This is a genomic window from Paenibacillus sp. FSL R7-0026 (assembly GCF_038004485.1).
Classification (GTDB): domain Bacteria; phylum Bacillota; class Bacilli; order Paenibacillales; family Paenibacillaceae; genus Paenibacillus; species Paenibacillus xylanexedens_A.
Window position 1 is genome coordinate 3,806,251 of the sequence record NZ_JBBORG010000001.1, and the last position, 23,924, is coordinate 3,830,174.

A 23,924-nucleotide genomic window follows, 5' to 3' on the forward strand; every position below is an offset into this window, starting at 1 on the left:
AACCCTTTTGTGAAAATATAAATTGATCTGTTTAAACAAAAAAAGACCCTGCAATAATATATGCAGGGTCTAAAATAAGGTTTGGGACAAAGGGTGTACGTATTAACTGTTTTCCAGATTGCCTCATTTCTTTATCAAGTGATCAATCCATACTTCACAAAACTATGATACAATCCATCTTCCTCGACTGTTCCAGTAATATCATCTGCAATGGCTTTGAGACCTGGCTTCGCATTACCCATGGCAATTCCGATGTTACAAAATTCCAACATCTCGGCATCATTCATGCCATCACCGATGGCAAATGTATCTTCTTGGGACATGCCCAGATGCTTCAGCAGATCAGCGATCGCAATGGCTTTATGAATGCCAGGGATCATCAGTTCACCACTTCCTTCACCAAAGATTGGCACAGTGCACTGAATGACTTCGAATTTCCCTTCAAACTCTTGCTTGATCCGCTCAAACGGGATGGCTGAGCTCTCCAAGAAACATACTTTGTTCACATCATCCTTGTACAGGTCGGCCTCTCCATACGTTAATCCGGCAATAAATGGATGCGGCTTCAACTCTTTCTTCTCTCTGGCTACAGGGTCATTCTCCACATCACCATAGATACGGCGTTCCAGATGAGGTTGAAGATTGCTACTCGCATACAATGCCGAATTGGATTCAAGGTAGAAGTCAATGCCGTTTTCATTGAAAAAATCGACCATATGTCGAACATCTTCCGCTGTTACCCTTTTGTGATATAACACATCCTTGCCAAACTCCACATAACCTCCACCTGCACCAATCAGACCATCGAATCCGACATCCCAGATGGAATCATAAATTTCTGCTTTGGATCGGCCTGTACATAAATAGAGCAGATGTCCGTTCTCTCTGGCCTGTTTACAAGCCTTCTGTGCTGACAACGGAATGTTTCCATCATCGTCGACCAATGTGCCATCAATATCAATAAAAACAATTTTTCGCTTCGTTTCGTTCATCTGCCTAGCCCCCATCATGTATGTTGTTTATGTCTAACCGAGCGAGTGCCGACAGGCATTTTCCTTTTACAAAATTACCTATTCCGTGGTGTTCGCTGATCGATCAACTTCTCCAAAAATTCGGCAAAAGAATCCGCGTATACTTCAGGTTCCCCATTAAAGTAATCCAAACGCATCACTTTGTACTCTCCAAGGTGATCTGCCGTCCGCGTATCAAAATAGTAATATTCATCTTCGTCCGGTACAAACAGTTCCAGCTTCCCTTCCTTCTTCGCGTCTTCGTCGGCAAGTCGGTATCTATACAAAATATCAGTGTCCGCATACTCTCGGTGTTCTGGAGGCGATATGGTCAGAATTCCGGTTCCACTTAACATCGCTATACCATAATTCAGAAGCCACCAGCGATAGGACGGAGGTAAAGGAAAGCCCAACTCCTGTTCAATTTCGGTAATCCAGCTCTCTTGAACTTGATGATTCGGGAACCAGCGTATAACCTCGGTATGCTCCAGTTTCTCAATCAGACTTGAATACATGGATAGATCTCCCCCATTACCATCATAATGTCATTTTCCTTCAATAAATTCCAATGGTTACTTACATGCCAACTTGTCCATATGTACGGTTTGCCAGTCATCATCCTGCTCAGCAATAACCGTAAACCCTTGGCGTTTCCAAAAATCTACGGCTCCTGGCAAGAAGCGATGTGTATGCAAATACAGCGTCGTATAGTGCATATCCTTTACCACGCTCTCCAGTTCGTTCATCAACATCGAGCCAATGCCAAACCTACGATACGCGGGATCTACATAACATTTTACTATTTCGGCAGCCGATTGAGCTGCATATCGACCTTCCACAGCTTCAATACGTCCATCATATGGTAATATCCCAATAGAACCGACGATCCCCGCATCCCCCATCATTGCAACAAGAAAGATCGAACCATCTGAGTCCAGATAATGTTCTCTGAACTGCTCGAAGTCCACAGGCAATTTCGTATGATCCATCATCGGAAACACTTCTTTGCGTACACGCATGGCAAAATCAATGGCATCCTCAATCTGGTGTACCTGAACTGGTGTGACTGTCGGTATATTCTGAAGTTGTGTCAATGAAACCACATTCCTTATCCTCTGTATTAGGAGCCACCTCTCGGCCCTGCCTTAAATCTTGTTCATGCCAAAGCGGCTCTCTTCATATCATCTTACCGAATTTATCCCTTCCTATCAATCTATCTACACTACTATCCAAATTGCAAGAGTGCCCGCGCAGTCTAATAGAGTTCGCATACGATAAGGCGTGTCACAATTCATATTGGAGGGATAAACGCTCATGTGGTTATGGTTAGGTGTTTTTGCTTTCATTTTGCTAGTAATCGGGTTCGTGTATCGTTATCTGGACCAACTTGCCGAGAGCAAGTTTCACCCTCACGCTCCCAAGCAGCTCTTAGTCAAATTCAAGGAAGGGACAACCGAGGATGAGATGCACACCCTTCACAAAAAAGGGAGATGTAAAGTCGCTGAGACCTATGAAGATTTAGGCTGGTACCGTGTGGAATCCCGCAAAAAAATGCACAGAATGCTGAAACATTACAAAGATCATGAGCTTATTGAACATGCAGAGCCGAATTACCTCGTTGAAGCATCCTTCACTCCTAATGACCCTTTCTTTCCTTATCAGTATAACCTGTCCAAAATCAATGCACCCGCTGCATGGGATATTACTCAGAGTAACAGCTCTGTCAAAATCGCCATTATCGACACCGGTGTACAGCTAAACCACCCAGAATTGGCTTCCAAGCTCCTCCCCGGTTATGATTATGTTGATTATGATAACATCCCTGAGGATGGGAACGGCCACGGCACCCATGTAGCCGGGATCGCTGCCTCCGTTACCAACAATGGTGTGGGCATCGCAGGCGCTGCACCACTCGCATCCATCGTTCCGCTCCGGGTACTGGATAACAACGGACAAGGAACGATAGGTAATGTCGGTAACGGGCTTGTCTTTGCTGCCAATAACGGTGTACAGGTTGTTAACCTGAGCCTTGGTGGGCCGATGGGAAATGCTTTCCTTCAAGCTGCCGTACAGTATGCTTGGGATCGTGGAGCTGTGATTATTGCCGCAGCTGGTAACGACAACACTTCATTCCCAATCGTACCCGCCTCGTATCCCAACGTGATTGCTGTCGCTTCAACCAATCCCTCCGATCTCAAATCCAATTTCTCCAACTATGGCTCTTGGGTGGATATGGCCGCACCGGGTGATACCATTCTATCCACATACGTGGGTGGTTCCTATGCCTACCTTAGCGGTACGTCCATGGCTGCCCCTCATGTGGCTGGAGTAGCTGCACTTCTTGCTGCACAAGGAAAAACAAATGCTCAGATTCGGGATGCGCTGTGTTTCGCTTCTGATCCGGTATCAGGCTCCGGGATCTACTGGACATATGGTCGACTGAATGCTTATCAGAGCTTGCAGGTGCCATAATACACCTACTATCGCTCATAATTGCACACATGGCATATCCTTTCCATTTTTCACAAATAAAAAAACGAAGGGGCATCTGTAAGTGAGATGCTCCTTCGTTTGGTTAGAAAGTATTCGATGTTACACTTTTGCTGCCCAAAGCTCTATTTCAATTTTAATCTCTGGTAGACCTAATGCCGTAATATATCCAATCGTCATTGCAGGATAATCCGTACTAAATAATTGTCCCCACTCGGCATATAAGAAATCCCAATCGATTTCCTCGGTTGCCCATACGTTCACTTTGATAATATGTTCAGCATCTAAGCGCTCAGATTCGAGCACTGTTTTAATATTATTAAATGTATTAATGACTTGCTCATTCAGACTCTCTGGAAAGAGTCCATTATGATCTGCTCCAATTTGACCCGAAGTCACAAATAATTCTGCATTCCTCGGGATTCTTGTAATATGCGTGTACTGACCTACAGGAGCTGGCATATTTTCTGGATTTGTTCTAGTAATTTTGTCAATATTCATCTGGATTACCTCATCATTCTTAAGATTTTTCTGCGTTATTTCCTAGTTTTCCTCCGATTTTGGGCAGACTTCACCCTTGGAATAGATTCTAGAAAAAGACAGCAGTGGAGTATCCATATCCCGAAGATATAAACGCAAGTGATTTTTTCTTCATGAGTGGATGCTCCTCCCTTCTTAAGTGACAAGATTCTCTTAATCTCTTTATTATATCTGAAAGCCACATCATGGGTCAAATTCATCCCCTCATAAACAAAGAGCAATCCCGTAATAACGAGACTGCTCTTTGTCTATTCTATAGCGCCGGAGACCTTGTATCAGAAATATTGTGCGCCATTACTCGCAATGACATCTTTGTACCAGTGAAAACTCTTCTTTTTCACTCTGCGAAGTGTGCCCGTACCATCATTATTTCGGTCTACATAGATATAGCCATAACGTTTCTTCATCTCTCCGGTACCCGCACTGACCAGGTCAATCGGTCCCCAGCTTGTGTAACCTATGAGCTCTACACCGTCTTGAATCGCTTCAGCCATCTCGGCAAAATGACTATTCAAATATTCGATGCGATAGTCATCTTCAACAGAGTCATTATCTAACAACACATCTGTTGCCCCAAGTCCATTTTCTACGATAAACAAAGGTTTTCCATAGCGGTCATGAAGCTGATTACACGTAATCCGAAGCCCCTTCGGATCAATGGTCCATCCCCACTCGGAAGCTTGCAGATAAGGGTTCTTCACCGAACCAAATACATTGCCTTCTGTCGAATCTTTCAAAATCTCAGGGTCCGTACTGGTGCACCGGCTTGCGTAATAGCTAAAACCGATATAGTCGACCGTGTTCTGCATCAAAATATCTGCATCTTCCGGTTGCATGTCAATCCAAATGTCATTTTCTCTGAAAAATCTTTTTGTATAACCCGGATATGCTCCCTTCGATTGTACGTCGATGAAGAAGAACGATTCACGATCTTTCTCCATAGCCTTCCACACGTCATCCGGGTTAGAGCTGTATGGATACACCATTCCAGCGGCTAACATACAACCAATCTGTGCACCCGGAATGATCTCATGACAAGCCTTAACAGCAAGCGCACTCGCTACCAATTCATGATGTGCTGCCTGATACAGGACCTGATCTTTGTTTTCACCATCCTGCAGAACAATACCCGCTCCAATGTACGGGAGATGCAGCAACATATTGATCTCATTAAACGTCATCCAGTACTTCACTTTATTCTTGTATCGATTGAATAGCGTCGTCGCATATTTCTCAAAGAAACCAATCATCTTGCGATTCTTCCAACCGCCGTAAGTCTCGACCAGATGTACAGGTACATCGAAATGGCAGATCGTTACCACAGGTTCAATGTTGTATTTTAATAACTCATCAAAGACATCATCATAAAATTGCAAGCCTGCTTCGTTTGGCTCCGCTTCATCACCATTAGGGAAAATCCGTGCCCAGGCTATGGAAAGCCTGAGGCACTTAAATCCCATTTCTGCAAATAACGCAATATCTTCCTTATATCGATGATAGAAGTCAATGGCTTCATGTGAAGGATAGAATTCCCCTGTTTTTGGTTCATACGAATCCAGGTTACCCAGAGCAATATTCCATCGATTGGCACCAATCGGAATCAGATCTACCGTTGTTAAACCTTTGCCACCTTCCAGATAAGCACCTTCCAATTGATTCGCTGCGGTTGCTCCTCCCCAGAGAAAATTCTCCGGGAAGGCTGTAAACTTTTCATTCATTGAGGAGTTCCTCCTTAACCATCCTTAGTTTCAATTAGCTTAATACCGTGATCAATTTATCTTTCTCATGAACGGATGCATCTTTTGTTCCTACAACGTCCAGATAATTTGAAGTATTAGTAACAATGATCGGTGTAACCGTCTCATACCCTGCATCCTTAATGGCTTGCAGATCAAACTCAACAATCAGGTCACCTGCGTTAACACGGTCTCCATCTTTCACATGGGTTGTAAAATGTTGACCTTTCAGCTTGACCGTATCCTGTCCAATATGGATCAGCATCTCTACACCATCATCGCTTACAAGACCAATGGCGTGTTTGGTACGATATACGGTTTGAACAACACCTGTGATTGGAGATACCACTCTACCACTGGTTGGACGAATTGCAATCCCTTTACCCATGTGCTCTCCTGCAAACGTTACGTCATTAATTTCGTTCAGTGCAACAACTTCACCAGCCATCGGGCTTACAATTTCGTATCTGCTGTTCGGATTTGGATCAAGTACTGGAGCTGGAGCTGGTGTAGCTTCTACTTTGTCTTTAAATCCAAACACGTACGTCAAGACAAAACCAACGATGAATGCTACCAATACTGCAACGATGGACATATAGAATCCGGAATCAGGACCTGCTTCTTTGTTGATAAAGCTTGGAATACCGAAGATACCCAGTCCACCAAAGACGTAAAGCTTTGAGCCCGCCCATCCTAAAATACCACCACCGACAGCACCACCAATACAACTCATGATAAACGGCTTTTTCAATGGAAGAGTTACGCCATAGATTGCCGGCTCAGTTACTCCGAATATACCGGAAATAAACGCTGGAATGCTTAATGATTTCAACTTGGAATTTTTTGTTTTGAGCAGAACTGCAAGTACTGCACCCGTTTGGGCAAAGGAAGCGCCGAAGGACATTGCAAGAACTGGATCAGCCCCCGATGTACTTAAGTTAAGAAGCATAACTGGTACAAGTCCCCAGTGAAGTCCAAACAGTACTAGCACTTGCCAGAATCCGCCGAGAACCAAACCTGTAATAATCGGACTCAATTCATAGATACTTGTTGTACCTGCACCAACCAATTGACCAGCCCATGTGGCTATTGGACCAATTACAATGAAGGTTACCGGAACAATCACGAGCAAAGTGAAGAATGGAACCAAGAATGTGCTAACGACTTTAGGAATGATGTTTTTGAAGAATCTTTCAATCTTAACAGCGAAGAACGTAGCAATAATGATCGGAATAACCGATGTTGAGTACGTCATCAATATAACCGGAATACCTAAGAACGTAATGTGAATCGGTGATTCAAACAATGTACCTGTGAACAAAGTGTATAGTGGATCTCCTGCAGTCAAACCGGACAGCGTAGGATACACTAACGAAGCACCTATCGCCATACCCAGGAACGGTGAACCCCCAAATTTCTTGATAGCCGTGTATCCAAGGAAGATCGGGAAGAAGTAGAACAGTGAATCACCAAGTGCATTCAGCAAATGGTATGTTCCTGATGTATTTTCGACCCATCCAAATGCTACAAACATGGCTGTGAAACCTTTGATCATACCTGTAGCAGCAAGCAAACCGAGCAGTGGTGTGAACACACCGGAGATCATGTCGATAAATCGGCTGAACAATCCTACTTTTTTGCCTGAGTTGTCCGTTTCCTCTTCAACTTGTCCTTCACTCGGGAAATTCCCTACTTTAACGACTGCTTTATATACATCCGGCACTTCGTTGCCGATAACGACCTGATATTGTCCACCACTTTGCATAACGGTAATAACACCTGGCAGATTTTTAAGTTCTTCTGTTTTGGCTACGCTTTCATTTTTCAGTTTAAACCGCAGTCTTGTTACGCAATGGAATACACTATTTACGTTCTCGCGACCACCTACACGTGCCAGAATGTCCTTAGCCAATTGATCGTAGTTGCTCATTGTAATTCTCCCTCTCTAAGTAGACTCCCCATGACTTTTGAAACAAATAAAACCTGAACCACTGAACATACACAACATACCGGATCGTCCGGAAATCAGTCGTGTTATTCAGCAATTCAGGTTTTGCCCTTAACGGTTGCAACCCTGTAAGGCTGTACACATTGGTATTTAATTATTTGGATAACGAAAGTAAGTTACATTCCATACCCTCTGAACTGAGGATGGTCGGCATTGCCTGATTGAACAGTTACAATCCGATTGATGTATGCGCTTACTTCTCGAACTCATCATAGTACATCTGAACTACGTTTGCAACACTTATTTTTATTTATTTCACAAATACATTTGAGTGACCGAAAATGAAAAAAAGAGACCACTCCGAAAACATCAAAGTGGTCTCTATAAAGCTAATGTTCAGATTAATAAAATACGCACTAAAGCAGAATTAACCTATAACCGTAACCAATTTATCCTTTTCTTGCACTTCCCGATTTGTTGTAGCAACCACGTCCAAATAATCTGCCGTATTAGTTACAATAATCGGTGTTACGGTCTCATATCCCGCCTCAATAATGGCCTGCAGATCAAATTCAACGATCAGATCGCCAACACTCACACGATCTCCATCTTTCACATGTGTAGTGAAATGTTGACCTTTGAGTTGTACCGTATCCTGACCGATATGGATCAGAATCTCTACACCTTGATCATCTACAAGACCAATTGCATGTTTGGTACGATAAATCGTCTGCACCACACCATTAATCGGGGATACAACTCTCCCACTGGTTGGGCGAATAGCGATCCCTTTACCCATATGTTCACCAGCAAATGTAGCATCATTAATTTCTTGCAAAGGAACCACCTCACCCGTCATCGGGCTGGCAATTTCGTAGCGATTGTCTGGAGCCTGTTTGGCAGCCTCCGGATTAGCAGGATCTTTGAATCCTACAAAATAAACGAGAACAAAGCCTAGTACAAAAGCAATGATAGTGGCAATCATGGCCATCCAGAATTCATAGTTGATCCCCTCTGTGGGACTAATCAGCGCTGGAACACCAAAGATGCCTGAAGCAAATACAAACATTTTGGAACCTGCAAATCCAATAATACCACCAGCGGTTGCAGAAGCAATACAACTCATAATAAATGGTTTTTTCAATGGCAAAGTAAGTCCATAAATAGCAGGCTCAGTTACACCAAAAATCCCGGACACAAAGGCAGGAACACCCAGTGATTTGAGTTTGGTATTTTTCGTTTTAAGCATAACGCCAAGAACGGCACCAATCTGAGCAAAGGAAGCAGCAAACATCATCGCCAGAATCGGATCTGCTTTCAGAGTGGACAGATTAAGCAGCATGATTGGTACGATACCCCAGTGTAACCCGAAGATAACCAATACTTGCCATAATCCACCAACAACAATACCGGTTACCAACGGACTTAAGTCATAGATGCCCGATACCCCGGCACCAATCAGCTGACTTGCCCATGTTGCGATTGGACCAATCAAGAGGAATGTTACAGGTACAACAATCAGAATTGTAAAGAATGGCGTGAGGAATGTTCTCACAACAGAAGGAATGATCTTTTTAAAGAACGCTTCTACCTTTGCTCCAAAATAAGCAGCAATAATAATCGGAATGACGGATGAGGAATAACTCATCAAGATAACGGGAATACCCAGGAACGTGATATGAATCGGTGATTCAAACAATGTGCCTGCAAACAGCGTATAAAGCGGTTCCCCACCACTAAGACCGGATAAGGTCGGATATACTAGTGATGCTCCGATGGCCATCCCGAGGAATGGAGATCCACCGAATTTTTTCATAGCTGTGTAACCCAGGAAGATCGGGAAGAAGTAGAACAGACAGTCTCCTGCAGCATTCAACAATTGATATGTTCCTGAAGCCGGGTCCAACCATTCGAGAGAAGTAAACATGGACAGGAAACCTTTGATCATTCCTGTTGCAGCTAGCAATCCGAGAATTGGTGTAAATACACCTGAGATCAAGTCGATAAACTGACCCAAGAGACTCTCTTTTTTACCGGAAGATTCTGAATCATCACTTGAGACCGGTTCATCCGCATTCATATTACCCACCTGTAACAAGGCTTTATACACATCAGACACTTCGTTACCCACAACTACCTGGTATTGCCCCCCACTTTGCATTACTGTTATGACTCCAGGCAGATTTTTGAGTTCGTCTGTTTTGGCATTATTGTCATTTTTTAATTTGAAACGAAGTCTGGTCGCGCAGTGCACCACGCTGTTAATGTTCTGTTTTCCACCAACACCAGACAGAATGTCTTTGGCTAATTGCTCGTGTTTCATGAAGTCTTTTCTTCCTTTCTGGCTAGACACGGATTCAAAGCATATTGGAGAGAATAAAAAAACCTGAACATCTGAATGTATGGAACATCCGGTTAACGGTATGTTCTGTCATTCAAGCGTTCAGGTTTTGCCCTAGTGGTTGCAACCCTGCAAGCTGATCTATGGGATTATTCAGAAGTTGCATTCACAACTCTCTCAATATGAATCGTTAAGTACATCAATTCTTCGTCAGTTAGTTGATACGTGTAGTTGCTTTCAATGAATTTCTTAATTTTCTCCGAGCATTTGTGCGCTGCTGGATACTTTTTCTGAATCATCAGGAACAGTTCATCATCGTTGTTGCTCTTGTAATGTTTTCCCTTCACCAAACGTTGGGCGAAAAACTTCAAATGCGTCACAAAACGATAAAAAGTCAGTGAGTTTTCATCAAAATCAATCTTGAAATGATACTTGATGATTGTCAAGATTTCCTGCATGACCTGCGTCATACTCTTGATGTTGGGCATTTCTTCGTTCAAAGCTGCATTGACAAAATGAAGTGCCATAAAACCGGCTTCGTCCTCGGGCAAGATCACACCAAACTGATCACAGATCATATTGAGCGCTTCCATTCCGACTTCATATTCCTCTTTGTATAACTGCTTTGTCTCCCAGATTAACCCGTTGCGTATGGGCAGATTCTTGCGATACCGCTCAATGGCAAAGTGAATATGGTCTGTGAGATGTAAGTAAATGCTCTCATTTAATTTCTTGCCAAGTTTTAATTTGGCGTAAGCGATGATTTCCTCGGATACTTTCATGTATTCCAGAGGAATGCTTGAGATTAATGCCTTGAAGTTTTCCTGAATATCTTCATTCTGTAAAGTAAATATCTTGTCGATATGCTGCTCGGAAACCATATCACCCGCCCGCTTCTGATAAGCAATCCCCCGGCCAATGATAATAACTTCCTGTTGTTCGTCATTCATCGCAACTACAGCATTATTGTTCAGCACCTTCTCGATTTTCACTTTATCACTCCAATATACAGAAAAAGACAAACCAATCCCTTTTCTCAAGGTATACGGCTTTGCCTGATTCAACAGTTACAACCCGATATGTTGTACGCGCTTCCCTCATATTATTACAAATTTCTACACAGTGCAACAAAAAGTTAATATCGTATTAGCATGACTCCCGATCTAGGTAAATATACTCACAGGAGTGAGCAAATCAAGAATTATTTTACAGGAATTCACGGTTTATTGTTTTTGCTTTCTTTCTCCAGTTCCGCTTCAATCCTTCGATTAATCATGTCCATTTGTTCTGAATCCAAACGATCAACTTGAGTGTATTCTTTATCCAACTCGTACTCTTGCGCCTCGCCTTTGTTCATTAGCCCCAGATGATTCTTGATGTCTCGAATATCTTCACGCATATGTATCGTCTGACGGTATTGGTCTACAACAAGTGCAAAAATAATGCCCCCGGCCACTATTGGACCAAATGGGATCAGATAACATAAAACAAGTCCTATGAGAAAAATATAACAAAGCACATGATGTAGTGCCCCTCTCATATAAAGTATCTACTTTGCTAAGTTAGACGTTTCTCAGATTACAAATTAAAGCGTTCCTGGATAAACTGTGCCACTTCATCCGGGCTCTTGTGTGTGTTATCAATCCGTATGTAGTGCTCATGCATGATTTCCCCCGGTTCCGAATTCAATCGATAAAGCTTCATCGTATCAAGCAAATCTCGCTCAGACCACGCGATGTCTCGCTTTGTTGGCTTATGTAACAGGCGATGCGGACTTTTATTGCGCTCCAATCTTTCCGATGCATCGGCTTCCAGTTCCACATAACAGACCTGACCCCCATTAGATTCGAATAACTCGCTGATCTTACGGATGTACTCTCCGTCTTGCTTCAGGTCAAAAGCCCATACAAACGTAAAAATCAGACCCGGTAGGTCACTCTTCGCCACTTCTTCAAAAATCTCCTGACGGAACAGATTAACCAGTCTTTTTCCCTGTGGTGTACCATAGCTGAAATAAGGAGACACCAATTCAATGGTCATATGGTTATGAAACAATTTAAGCTTTGTTATCTTCTCCAGTTCTTGCCCAACCGTCATTTTGCCCACAGCCTGCGGACCAAAAATAATCACCAATTTCATTTGATCACTCCTGACAAGGTAGTGTTCATTCCATTAATTCAATTTTATGGACATTAAACTCTATAATACCTTCTTTAGGGCAAATAAAAAAGAGGTTTCAAGTGATTCCCTCAACGCGTGAGGGCTTGAAATCTCTTATCTTTAATTAAATAAATTTATTTTAACTTAACGTCCGATCAGTACCCATCCCCACTTCATCCGCCGCAATCCCATCGCGCAGATCCATGAGATCAGAAGCGCCACAACATAAGATAGAATGATACCTACGCTGAAGTGCCGAGCCAATTCATCAGTGAATTCACGTCTCCAGAAGAGCAATACAAGTGGGTGCATTAAAAATACTCCGAACGCAACTGTACCCAAGGAGTCCAAAATACGCGTAGCTTTCCGAACCTCGGTATGTTTTCCAGTGCCGATTCGTTCACTAAAGATCAGTAGGAGCAGGCAGGCTGATAAGGTGAACAGATTTCGGAACAGGAACAGCATAGTATAGGTTACCACCGGGTATGCAGCAAAAGCGGTTTTGATATAAGCATTACCATATATAAAAATGGCACCTCCACCTAACAACGCAGCTATGAGCACATAACGGTGAGTATACAGTTTGTTCAATGCCCACTCAAAGTTCAACCCAACCCATGCGCCAAATCCAATCACGATCAGATAACTGGGTAACAAACTTCCTGTCCGTTCGAAGTGAAACTGCAAATGTAGTGCATAGAAGATCGCTTGGCCAGCAATAAAGAATAATGGCAAGTACCGATTAAACAAACGATGGCGTGTAAGGGACAGAAGCCACGGAAAAACGATATAGAATTGAAGAATAATCAGAAAAAAGTACAAGTGCGTATGAGCGGTTCCCATCACTAATTGTTTGGCAAATTGAACACCATGGGTCAAAGGTTCTTTGCCCGCAAGCAACTGTTTAATGGCAAAGTAGATAAGGGACCACACCACATAGGGTACAAATACATTAAATAAACGCTTCTTATAAAAAGTGAGCATCCAACCCTTCTCATTCACCTTGGAGCTGTAGTTGTAGAACAAGACCAGGGAGGACAGAAACAGAAACGCTGGAACGGCAAATTGCAAAAACGTGTTCCAGAAATAATACACATCATGATCTAATGTATGCTTGGGGTAATGCGCGACTGCTGTTGAAGTTGCATGAATAGCTACCACTGCCATGATGGCAAAAGCACGATAGAGATCCAGATACTCAATTCGCCGGGGCCGATTAACCGGTTGATTCATAAAGATAACCTCACTTGTGCCTGATATGGGATGATAGTTTCCGGCCGCAATCCAGATTCTATGCTTCATTTTAATCAGCACACGAGGGTAATACAATCATAATCCATATTATTTTCGTTATATTACATCATTATTCTGCATTATTCGACATTTTCTATCCAGAATCGTTCAACAATGTTGCCATTGGACTCCACATAGTCTTCATCCCGAATGCCACCATTTCGAAGGATAACCCTTCTGGAAGGCTCATTAACCGCATCGCATACGACCAATACTTTGGAAATTCCAAGCTCTCTCGTTTTCTCCAAAGAAAGCCTGAGAATTTCGGAACCATAGCCATTGTGCCGCTCTCCTGGACGAATACCATATCCAATATGCCCTCCACTGTTGAACAATTTATCGTTAAGCTCATGCCTTATATTCACGGCACCCACGATTTGTTGACTCTCCGTGACCAGCCAATATGTACTGTCTTTGACCCAGCCCTCCGGGATGTCGATCCCTTGTTCATTACGCTGCAAAAATGCCAACATCTCATCGAACGCATAAGGATCTTTGGAAATGACCCAAGGAACCATCAATTCTCCACTTCTGACCCAGTCTTCATAAAATGCCAAATACGCATCCTTATAGGCTTTTGATGGTTTAATTAATCTAACGTGTTCTTTCCCCATGATCATTACATCCTCCCAACAGATATTGATACTGCCACGTTTTCTCTTCTAGGACACGACGTTCTTGCTCTTCCATCAAACAGTCATAAAAGACAGCTTTCACTGCATACGTTGCGGCATGCACCGCATGGCCTTTCACATGTGCCGTTGCTGCTGCGTGCCCCGCCGCACGAGATGCAGCAGAGGCAGCGACATGATCGGCTTCCCGTGCAGCAGCATGAGCTGCAAAAGCCGCCTTTCGAGCATCAACCATGGCAATCTCTCCACGGATCCAACCTCTTCCTGCGTCAATGGCATCACGGGCGCGGAGATCATCCGTCTTCTTCTCAAATATATACAAGACACGTGCCGCACACTCCGCAGCCCAACAGGCCAATGTATGGTGATCCTGTTGCTTAGCCAAATCCTCTATTTCCCGGCGCAAAGGCGCATCTTTAAATGCAGGTTTTGCCATGGTCATGCTCCTTTCATTGTTCAAATACTACAAATTCACTCTCAGACAAGTTCGAAAAAGGACCTGCGTGTGTGCAGATCCTCTTCAAGTGTACATCTTCCCGCTTATTCTATCATTATACGGACTCTGTCAATGTAGCCTCCTGAACATCCCGACCCTTTTTCGCATCCGTGTCTTTGTACGTAAATTGGTAACTCCCAGATCCAAGTGTAACTTCAACATCGTCTCCAATGTTTTGAATATCCTGAACTCCACTTATCTGTTCCAACGGTTTCCCTTGCTCCAGAACAATCTGTGCACCTGCTCCAGGAAGACGTACCGTACCTCTCGTGTTAGCGGGAATATGCACCCGAATCTCCATTTCACCCTCCGCCAACCGGTGCCAGCTTGAAGCAACTTGACCATACATCGTCTCCAGACTCGCTTCCACCCAATCCAGTCCAGGTCCGGGTTGCGGCTCGATATGCACCATTCGGAATCCTGGCTGATGTTCATCGGACCGAATGCCGGCAACATAACGATACAACCATTCCCCAATCGCACCGTACGCATAGTGGTTAAATGAGTTCATATCAGCACTCCAGAGACTGCCATCCTCTTTGATCCCATCCCAATGTTCCCAGACAGTCGTTGCGCCTTGAGTCACCTGATACAGCCAGGACGGATAATCCTCTTGAAAAAGTAATGTATAAGCCAGGTCGTGAAGACCCGCATCACTCAGCACCGGATTCAGATAAGGTGTACCCACGAAGCCTGTGGTAAGATGATTTCCCGCCTCTTTCACGAGTTTCGCCAATTGTTCAACTGCACGAGTTCGGGCAGTGGCGTCCAGCAGGTCAAACTGGAGTGCAAGAACATGCGCTGTTTGCGTAGGAACAGCAATTTTTCCAGCTGGAGTCACGAATTCATTGTGAAACGCATGAACAATGTTTGTATGCAACTGCTTGTAATATTCAGCATCGTCTGTCTTTCCAAGTGCCTCAGCTGCCTTTTGAGTTAACGACACCGAATAGGCATAGAATGATGTTGCCACATAATCCGTGTCCGTTGCGCCGACATAACTATTGGGCTTGGAATCCAGTCCCAGCCAATCGCCAAAGTGGAATCCCGTGTTCCACAGATATGGATTGTCACCCTGTACGTGAATGTATTCAATCCACCGCTTCATACTCTCATATTGCTCGGCCAGTAACCTGGCATCTCCATACATCTCATAGATGGTCCATGGACAGATGACTGCTGCATCCCCCCAAGCCGCAGAAGAATGACTGGTGTCTCCCCATCCTTCTGACGTGGAACTTCTCAGATCCGGAACGAAGAATGGAATACCGCCATCTTCTCCCTGATCCGCTTCCAGATCCCGCAACCATTTGGTGAAGAAGGGCGCCGTGTTCATCAGGTAGGAAGACGTGCGGACAAACATCTGTGCATCCCCGGTCCATCCGAGTCGTTCATCTCTCTGTGGACAGTCTGTCGGCACGTCAAGAAAATTCCCCTTTTGCCCCCACAATATATTGTGATGCAGTTGGTTCACCAGTGGACTGGAGCATGAAAACTGACCTGTTGGCTCCATATTCGAGTGCAGCACTATTCCGGTGAATTCATCCAGACGAATGTGTTCCGGGAAGCCAACCAGCTTCACATAACGGAACCCTTGGAACGTAAAATGCGGTTCAAAAGTTTCCACGCCATCCCCCTTGCAGGTGTAGCGAATACACTGCTTGGCGGCGCGAAGATTATCGGTGTAGAAGTTGCCTTGATGATCCAATATCTCAGCATGGTGCAGCTCAACCGTCTGACCTGCCTCACCTTGAATGCTGAATCTCACCCATCCCACCATATTCTGCCCCATATCTATTACACGATCTCCCTGTGGGGTTGTTAACAAGGCGATTGGCTGAAGCTGTTCTACTTGGGTGACGGGTACGTTCTCCTGTGCAACGATGATATCTTTGGGATGCTCCAGTACATTCACGGGTGACCAATTCGTCTGAGATGAATCCGACCAATCGGACTCCATTCGTGCATCATACGTCTCCCCCATATAGATATCCGACATACGAATGGCACTTGGAGCAGCCGTCCACTCTCCATTGGATAAAATACATTCCTCCGATCCATCTGCGTATTTCATATGCAGTTCCAGCAGCAATGCGGACGTTGAACCAAATATCTCCCGTTCTTTGTTCCAGCCAAGATACCCTCGGTACCAGCCATCACCCAGATTAGCACCTAAAGTATTCTGTCCATCCTGAAGCAGGTGGGTAACATCATAAGTTTGATATTGTAATCGCTTACGATAAGAGGTCCAACCAGGTGTAAAATAATCTTTTCCTATTCTTGTGTTGTTCATATGCAACTCGTATAATCCAAGTGCTGTAACATATATGCGGGCAGAAGTAACATGTTGTTTCACATTAAACTGTTTGCGCATACGCGGGCATGACGTATCTCCATCATCTGATGGTTGAGCTGTGATCCATTCTGCTTGCCACTTGTTATGACGATCCATAAGTCCCATCTCGAAATAAGCCGATTCGGACCAGCCTGAATCATTTCCTGCATCATCCCATGCCTGAATACGGTAGTAGTATCGCGTCCGCGGAGAAGGCTGAAAATGGTTTAATTCCACATGTATGGATTGATCCGTGCTTATCTTGCCAGAATCCCATGCAATCTCATCAAAATCTTCTGACATGGATAGCTGGATCTGGTATGCGGATTGCATGCAGTTTCGACGATCAGACTGCAACTGCCAGCTTAATCTCGGTGATTTGACATCAAGGCCTATCGGATTGATTCTATACTCACAGCGAAGGTGACTAACGTTGAACATTAGCAGATCGTCCTTTCCATCTTGGCTTCCCATTCGGGGTTACGATATAATTATATCGATCCTGTTGCCCTAAATACCCGGTAATCAGGACTATTTCATCCGGTGATTCAGCCATCTGTGCGAGGAGGTTGCTTGTGAATTCATCTGTACAACTCATGAAAAGCGAATACTTTCTGCATAATCATCTTCAACTTTTTGTCAATCGTTGCTCTGAAGATTTTATGCTTCCTTTTCACGCACATGATTTTATTGAGTATAGCTATGTTGCCGAAGGAAGGGGCTTTCATCATATCGGTGAAGATGTCATTCCGGTGACAAAGGGGATGCTGTTTGTTATTCCTGTCGGCGTTCCTCATGTCTTTCGTCCTGTGAGTACAAACGTAACCGAACATCCGTTAATTCTATATAATTGCTTATTTAATGCTGAATTGATCAACACGCTGACAGCGATCATTCAAGAAAAAGAAATCATTCAACATCTGATGGATCTGGCACAAAATCAGGTTCCTTATATTTCCGTTGTGGATCACAACGATCGGATTGAAGAACTAATTGTAAAGCTGTACCGTGAATCCTCTGTTCCGGGAATCGGTTCGTCTACCATGTTATACACCTTGGTAAGCCAGTTGGTATTGATGACCTACAGACAACTTTATCAAAAGGAACATGATGAAGAGAATCATTCCACCGGTTTTGATTACATCCTTCACTATATTAAGGAACACGTAAGCAATCGTATTCGGATGTCTGATCTGGTCCGTGTATCGGGCTGTAGTGAAAAACAGATTGGCCGAATGTTTCTGCGACATACCGGACAGACCTTTAGCAGCCACCTGCAACACCTCCGTATACAAAAAAGCTGCGAACTTCTAAAGAGTTCACAGCACAAAGTCAGTCTGATTGCAGAGCTGATTGGATATCGGGATATGGATTCATTCTATGCTGCATTCAAAAAAATAACAGGTAAAACACCTCTCGCCTATCGCAAAAAATCCAGAGCACAGCACTCTGGACAATAAGGTTAACTTTCAGACAGCAACAACCTGTAACACTTCATCTATGTAAGCCTTAGCCTCTTTCCATGAAGACATCAACGGAAAGTTGTATCGCTCACGCTCCTGTATATTCCACGGATGTGGGATACAAATGACCTTTTTGCCGTCCTCATGCGCTGGAATCAGGTTATGTGCTCCATCATCAATAAGCAGATCGAAACCGAGCAAGTTTTTTCTTTTGCATGTAATAAACTGTTCTGCGGTTATAAAAGGCATATGCTGCTGGAGCCAGTTCCACTTCTCAACGACTGTTCTTGGTTCTGCTGCCGTTACAACAATGACATCATAAGCATCGTTCAGCTTTCGCATCTCATCTACAACATACTCGTCGTATAATTCCAATTCCTCGAACAGACCCGGCCGACCATAAAATACATCATGCGTGCTCTCTGGATGACGCAAATGGGATGTATCCCAATGAATCATATCCTCATAGCGCAACGGATGGGTCGGGAAGTTGAGGTTGTTGTGATATATAGCCCGCTTGACCAGATGACATATCGTGTCATCCATATCTACAGCAATAATAGGCTTCTTCATGGTTATCCCTCCCCCAATACGATCACAGTATACCATCCAGTATGTTATGTAGTCATCTTTTTTACCTTGAAATGCCAATAGCGTTGATGAGAATTCTACCTGATTATATTAAAAAGGCACCCCGGCGCCGTAATACCAGCTACGCCCGGGGTGCCTTTATAGATTAATCTATTTCAAGTTCTCGCCATTCGAGGCAATGACTTTTTGGTACCAGCCAAAGCTCTTTTTCTTATACCGATTCAATGTGCCTTGTCCGTTGTCATCCTGATCCACGTAGATCACACCATAACGCTTGGACATTTCCGAAGTGGATGCACTGATGATATCAATCGCTCCCCAGTTGGTATATCCCATCAGGTCCACACCATCCATAACGGCTTCTTTCATTTGTGTAATATGTTTTCTCAGATAATCAATCCGGTAATCATCGTTGATGGAACCGTCTGCTTCAACGGTATCTTTGGCACCAAGGCCGTTCTCTACAACAAACAATGGCAGTTGATAACGGTCATACAGCTCTTTCAATGCCACACGCAGACCGATCGGGTCAAGCTGCCAGCCCCATTCCGTACGCTCCAGATTCGGGTTCTTAATCGTACTGTACAGGTTTCCTCCAGTTACTCCATATTCCTCTGGGTTCACTGCGGAAACCAAGGATGTGTAATAACTGAACGAGATGAAATCAACCGTGTGCTCACGCAGGATCTGCTCATCTCCTGGTTCCATGGCAATCGTAATCCCGTTCTCTGCCCAATACCGAGCCATAAACGTTGGATAACTACCACGAACTTGTACATCTGTATGCAGCAGGTTCAACTGATTATCGATCTGTGCTTGCAGTACATCCTCTGGCTTCGATGTCGCCGGGTAGTGGATCATACGTGCAAGCATACATCCGATCTGGAAGTTCGGGTTAATCTGACGTGCTTTCTCTGTCACCAGGCTGCTGGCTACAAATTGATGATGAAGTGCCTGATAAGAAGCCTGCATCGTGTTCTCAACTCGGTCTTCAATAATACCGCCGCCTGTGAACGGTTCAATAATGGTTGTATTAATCTCATTAAACGTCAACCAGTATTTTACTTTATCCTTGTATCGGTTCATCACGGTTTCCGCATATCTTACAAAATGTCCAATCACTTCGCGCCCAGCCCAGCCGTTGTATTTCAGAACAAGTGCCATAGGCATCTCATAATGCGAGAGGGTTACAAGTGGTTCGATATCGTATTTCCGGAGTTCATCGAACACTTCGTCATAGAAACGCAATCCCTCTTCATTTGGCTCGGCATCATAACCATTCGGGAAAATACGCGGCCAGTTGATGGACAGTCGGAATGTCTTGAAGCCCAGCTCGGCGAAGAGCGCAATATCCTCTTTGAAACGATGGTAAAAGTCAATCCCGTAACGCTTCGGATAACCTTCTGCACTGTGATGTGCCATTGCTTTCTCAACCGTTGCACTAGTAACATGCATCAGTTCTCTAAGGTTGGTGTAGTCCTTTTTCTCAAAATAAGGAACCATGTCGGCTGTTGACCACCCTTTGCCGCCAGCGTCGAATCCACCTTCAGCCTGGTTGGCGGCAATAGCGCCGCCCCATAGAAAATCTTCCGGAAACCCTTGTCGATTAATCATTCGAATCTCTCCTTCTTTTGTTGATATTGTTAGTCCTAAGACGGACCGTTTAGATCTCAGCTTTCAAGACGTCTTCACCCATCGTGATTTCGCCCAATTTCACAGGTAAAACCTGCTTGTAATCAGCCGTATTGGTAACAACCATAGCGGTTGTGATGTCGTATTCTTTTGCAATCTCGGCCAGTTCAAACGTGAGTAACTTGTCTCCAGCCTGTACACGTGCTCCAGTAGCAACATGTGAATCAAAATACTGTCCACGAAGCTTCACCGTGTTAATTCCAACATGAATCAACAATTCCATTCCGTTATCACTGCGGACAACGATCGCATGTTTTGTTTTGAACACATTCATGATGGTACCTGTCACTGGAGATACCAATTCGCCCACCGTTGGAACAAATGCCACACCTTTACCCATCAATTCATCACCAAATGTTGGATCGTTGACTTCTTTGAGCGGGATGGATTTACCTGTCATCGGTGCAACAGCTACTGCATCACTCGTTGGTGTTGGATCGCCCATGTCGTCTACATTTACGGTTGCAGCATCGTTGGAAGTTACTTTCGCTGGTGCTGTAGAAGCACCCGGTGAGAATTGAGCCAACGCCTCTGCGTCTCCTTCTTCTTCCTTGATACCAAATATCGTAGACATGATTGCACCCACGATAAAGGCCAAAATCATACCCCCAAAGGAATACCAGAAGGTCTGTCCGATCAGGGAAGGAAGTCCTGGGAGACCACCGTTACCCGCAAGTACATACGCTTTCGCGCCAAAAGCAAGTGCAAATCCGCCACCCACTGCACTACCAATCATCGCTGCGGCAAATGGTTTTTTGTATTTCATGTTTACACCGTACATAGCTGGCTCCGTTACACCCATCAGAGCTGTAAAGCTCGTGGACAATGCCACCGTTTTGAGTTTTTTATCTTTTGCCCGGAAGAATACGCCGAGTGTTGCACCAGCCTGACCCATATTGGAGATAAAGGTCAATGGCAAGAATTTATCAAAGCCCAGTGTAGCGATATTACTCAGGATGATCGGCACAAGTGCATAGTGCATTCCTGTCATAATAATGAGTGCCATCGCGCCGCCAAGAACAATACCTGCAATCAATCCGCCTTCATTCAGCAGCCAGTTGATACCGCCAGACAATCCGCTACCTACAAATGTACCCAATGGACCGATCGCAATCAGCGTTACCGGAACCATTACAAGCAAGGTAATCAGTGGCACAAGCAATAGCTTGAGCGCAGCAGGGATAACACGGTCAACCCATTTCTCAACATAGGACATCAACCATACTGCAAGAAGAATCGGGATAACCGATGAAGCATAACTTACTGCTGTAACCGGGATTCCCAAAAATCCAACCGATTCACCGCTTGATAACAATGCTGTCATGTCTGGATACATGAGTGCCGTACCTAGTGCAATCGCAACAAACGGGTTACTGCCGAATTTACGAGCAGCGCTGACTGCAATCAGTAAAGGCAGGTAGTGGAATACGCCGTCACCGATGGCTGATAGAATACGATACGTATCGGTTCCAGCTGACATCCAACCTAAGGATACGAACAAAGCGAGTAATCCTTTAAGCATACCTGCCGCAGTAATCGCTGGAAGCATCGGGGCAAAGACACCTGCGATTGTTTCAAAAATTTTCAGCACGACATTTTGTTTTTTATCCGACTTTGGCTCTTTCTTTTCTGTAGTTTGCTGGATTGCCGGATTTTCCTTCACCATGGCATCGAACACTTTTGCCACATCATTACCGATAATGACTTGGAATTGATCGCCGGAAATATTTGTTCCCATGACCTTATCCAATTTCTTGAGTGAGCCGTTATCAACTTTCTCGTTGTCTTTCAGATCAAAGCGCAAACGTGTTACGCAGTGATACACCGAGTTAATATTGTTTGTTCCCCCAACGGCTTTGATGATTTCCTGTGCCGTTTCCTGATGTTTCATGATGTTTTCCTCCTCATTTTTCCAATAAAAAATACCCGAACGAATCTAGCGCACATTGATGGCGCCATCTCATTCGGGTATTGCCTGATTGAACAGTAACAAGCCCATAGGATATCCAGTTGTAATTTGATTCTATTGCGTGGACTTCTCGTCCCGCTTGGTTTTCATCAAACGTTCCAGATGGAGCGTTAGATATAACTGCTCAGAGTGAGTCATGTCATACTGATAGTTCTTATGGATAAAAGTCTCGATCTTGCCAATACATTTGAATGTCTCCGGATAGTTTTTCCGAACCACTTCATATAAATACTCCTCAGCATCATCATGTGAAGAATGAGTAATGACACGCTGACAGAAATATTTCAAATGGGTGATGAAGCGGAAATAATTGACGCTATCTTCATCCAATTCGACGTTGAAGTGATATTTGATAATATTCATGATCTCCTGCAACAGCTGCATCAGATGGGTGACATCGTTCATGGAATCATTCACTTCCGCATTGATGAAATGTAAGGCAATATTACAGATTTCATCTTTGGGAAACTCAATATCCAGTCTTTCTTTCAGCAAGGTCAGTGCTTCTCTGGCCACATCGTACTCCGCCTTATAGAAATGCTGAACTTCCCAAGAAAGTGGATTTCGAGTAATCATTCCTTTTTCCAAGCGTTGAACAGCAAAGTGAATGTGATCAGACAGCGAGACATAGATCCCGTCACTGATGGTTTTGTTCAGTTGCGTTCGTGCCAGTGTCACAATATCATCTGTTGCCTGCAGAATCTCAATCGGCACTTCAGCTACGATGGATTTGAATTTCTCATAGATCGATGCATCCTGAAGACGAAATACCTTTTCAATCCGCTCTTCATCAATCTCATCGCCTGCTTTGAACTTAAATCCGATACCCCGGCCGAGGATCAGTAGTTCCTGATTTTTGTCATCCACGGTACTGACAATATTGTTATTAAATATCTGTTTAATAATCATTACGGACCCACCTGGTTTTTTTTGAGGAATAAAAAAGGGCAAAACCAAAACAGAAATAATAAAATCATTTCCATAGTGGTTTTGCCCGCATTACCGGTAACAAGCCTCGGATCTAATTTATCATAACCTGAAAACGGTGTCAACCAAAAAATACTACTACTGCGATTCCACTTCATTCCCTTACTTGAGTCATTTCCCTATGCTTCCACGTTTAAGGGCACATATGTTTAAGTATTCACATGTTGAAGCAGTTTCAAACGGCGTCATCCAACATCTAACACTTGCTTTGACAAAAAAGACCCTTCTCTCGAAGGGCCCT

The 23,924-nt window shown here is 44.0% G+C and carries 20 protein-coding genes; 2 read left to right on the forward strand and 18 right to left on the reverse strand.

Annotated elements, in window-relative coordinates; genetic code table 11:
• Nucleotides 1–134: 134 nt before the first annotated feature.
• The 3 genes from MKY44_RS16700 to MKY44_RS16710 all read right to left on the reverse strand — a co-directional run bounded on the left by MKY44_RS16700 (nt 135) and on the right by MKY44_RS16710 (nt 2,104).
• Nucleotides 135–992, reverse strand: coding sequence for a Cof-type HAD-IIB family hydrolase (locus MKY44_RS16700; protein WP_036613500.1), 858 nt, complete (start codon nt 990–992; stop codon nt 135–137).
• A 74-nt stretch (nt 993–1,066) separates the two neighbouring features.
• Nucleotides 1,067–1,525: an SMI1/KNR4 family protein gene (locus MKY44_RS16705; RefSeq protein WP_036613499.1), complete on the reverse strand. Its 459-nt coding sequence runs from the start codon at nt 1,523–1,525 to the stop codon at nt 1,067–1,069.
• Between the two features lie 57 nt (nt 1,526–1,582).
• A complete protein-coding gene (locus MKY44_RS16710; protein ID WP_341007924.1) occupies nt 1,583–2,104 on the reverse strand; it encodes a GNAT family N-acetyltransferase in 522 nt (173 codons plus the stop codon).
• Between the two features lie 220 nt (nt 2,105–2,324).
• Between MKY44_RS16710 and MKY44_RS16715 the strand changes: the two genes are divergently transcribed.
• Nucleotides 2,325–3,482 carry a S8 family peptidase gene (locus MKY44_RS16715; RefSeq protein WP_341007925.1) on the forward strand — a complete coding sequence of 386 codons (1,158 nt, stop codon included), beginning with the start codon at nt 2,325–2,327 and terminating at the stop codon, nt 3,480–3,482.
• Nucleotides 3,483–3,602: 120 nt separating this feature from the next.
• On the opposite strand, the gene MKY44_RS16720 is transcribed toward MKY44_RS16715, so the two are convergent.
• From MKY44_RS16720 to MKY44_RS16770, 11 genes are all read right to left on the reverse strand, one after another.
• Nucleotides 3,603–4,001, reverse strand: a complete 399-nt coding sequence (locus MKY44_RS16720) for a RidA family protein (RefSeq protein WP_341007926.1) — start codon at nt 3,999–4,001, stop codon at nt 3,603–3,605.
• A gap of 314 nt (nt 4,002–4,315) precedes the next feature.
• The gene (locus MKY44_RS16725) at nt 4,316–5,758 is read right to left on the reverse strand and encodes a 6-phospho-beta-glucosidase (protein ID WP_341007927.1); all 1,443 of its coding nucleotides are present in this window, start codon (nt 5,756–5,758) and stop codon (nt 4,316–4,318) included.
• Between the two features lie 34 nt (nt 5,759–5,792).
• Complete coding sequence (locus MKY44_RS16730; protein WP_341007928.1) at nt 5,793–7,706, reverse strand: beta-glucoside-specific PTS transporter subunit IIABC; 1,914 nt, start codon at nt 7,704–7,706, stop codon at nt 5,793–5,795.
• Between the two features lie 445 nt (nt 7,707–8,151).
• Nucleotides 8,152–10,047, reverse strand: a complete 1,896-nt coding sequence (locus MKY44_RS16735) for a beta-glucoside-specific PTS transporter subunit IIABC (protein WP_341007929.1) — start codon at nt 10,045–10,047, stop codon at nt 8,152–8,154.
• A gap of 167 nt (nt 10,048–10,214) precedes the next feature.
• Entirely contained in the window at nt 10,215–11,057 is an 843-nt protein-coding gene (gene licT, locus MKY44_RS16740) for a BglG family transcription antiterminator LicT (RefSeq protein ID WP_074095537.1), read from the reverse strand.
• Nucleotides 11,058–11,281: 224 nt separating this feature from the next.
• Nucleotides 11,282–11,584 (reverse strand): hypothetical protein, encoded by a 303-nt coding sequence (locus MKY44_RS16745; protein ID WP_341007930.1) that lies wholly within the window; start codon nt 11,582–11,584, stop codon nt 11,282–11,284.
• Nucleotides 11,585–11,643: 59 nt separating this feature from the next.
• Entirely contained in the window at nt 11,644–12,204 is a 561-nt protein-coding gene (locus MKY44_RS16750) for an AAA family ATPase (protein ID WP_341007931.1), read from the reverse strand.
• Nucleotides 12,205–12,369: 165 nt separating this feature from the next.
• Nucleotides 12,370–13,458 carry an acyltransferase gene (locus MKY44_RS16755; RefSeq protein WP_341007932.1) on the reverse strand — a complete coding sequence of 363 codons (1,089 nt, stop codon included), beginning with the start codon at nt 13,456–13,458 and terminating at the stop codon, nt 12,370–12,372.
• Between the two features lie 140 nt (nt 13,459–13,598).
• Nucleotides 13,599–14,138: a GNAT family N-acetyltransferase gene (locus tag MKY44_RS16760; RefSeq protein ID WP_341007933.1), complete on the reverse strand. Its 540-nt coding sequence runs from the start codon at nt 14,136–14,138 to the stop codon at nt 13,599–13,601.
• Nucleotides 14,113–14,586 carry a putative immunity protein gene (locus MKY44_RS16765; RefSeq protein WP_341007934.1) on the reverse strand — a complete coding sequence of 158 codons (474 nt, stop codon included), beginning with the start codon at nt 14,584–14,586 and terminating at the stop codon, nt 14,113–14,115. Before MKY44_RS16765 ends, MKY44_RS16760 begins: the two co-directional genes overlap by 26 nt.
• A gap of 115 nt (nt 14,587–14,701) precedes the next feature.
• Nucleotides 14,702–17,422, reverse strand: coding sequence for a family 78 glycoside hydrolase catalytic domain (locus tag MKY44_RS16770; RefSeq protein WP_341007935.1), 2,721 nt, complete (start codon nt 17,420–17,422; stop codon nt 14,702–14,704).
• Nucleotides 17,423–17,556: 134 nt separating this feature from the next.
• On the opposite strand from MKY44_RS16770, the gene MKY44_RS16775 reads away from it, so the two are divergent.
• Nucleotides 17,557–18,441, forward strand: coding sequence for an AraC family transcriptional regulator (locus tag MKY44_RS16775; protein WP_341007936.1), 885 nt, complete (start codon nt 17,557–17,559; stop codon nt 18,439–18,441).
• A 9-nt stretch (nt 18,442–18,450) separates the two neighbouring features.
• Here MKY44_RS16775 and MKY44_RS16780 read toward each other — a convergent pair whose 3' ends face one another.
• The 4 genes from MKY44_RS16780 to licT (MKY44_RS16795) form a co-directional block, all read right to left on the reverse strand.
• The gene (locus MKY44_RS16780; RefSeq protein ID WP_341007937.1) at nt 18,451–19,017 is read right to left on the reverse strand and encodes a 5' nucleotidase, NT5C type; all 567 of its coding nucleotides are present in this window, start codon (nt 19,015–19,017) and stop codon (nt 18,451–18,453) included.
• Between the two features lie 168 nt (nt 19,018–19,185).
• The gene (locus MKY44_RS16785; protein WP_341007938.1) at nt 19,186–20,649 is read right to left on the reverse strand and encodes a glycoside hydrolase family 1 protein; all 1,464 of its coding nucleotides are present in this window, start codon (nt 20,647–20,649) and stop codon (nt 19,186–19,188) included.
• A gap of 49 nt (nt 20,650–20,698) precedes the next feature.
• A complete protein-coding gene (locus MKY44_RS16790; RefSeq protein ID WP_341007939.1) occupies nt 20,699–22,618 on the reverse strand; it encodes a beta-glucoside-specific PTS transporter subunit IIABC in 1,920 nt (639 codons plus the stop codon).
• A gap of 132 nt (nt 22,619–22,750) precedes the next feature.
• A complete protein-coding gene (gene licT / locus MKY44_RS16795; protein ID WP_036613466.1) occupies nt 22,751–23,605 on the reverse strand; it encodes a BglG family transcription antiterminator LicT in 855 nt (284 codons plus the stop codon).
• Between the last annotated feature and the right edge of the window lie 319 nt (nt 23,606–23,924).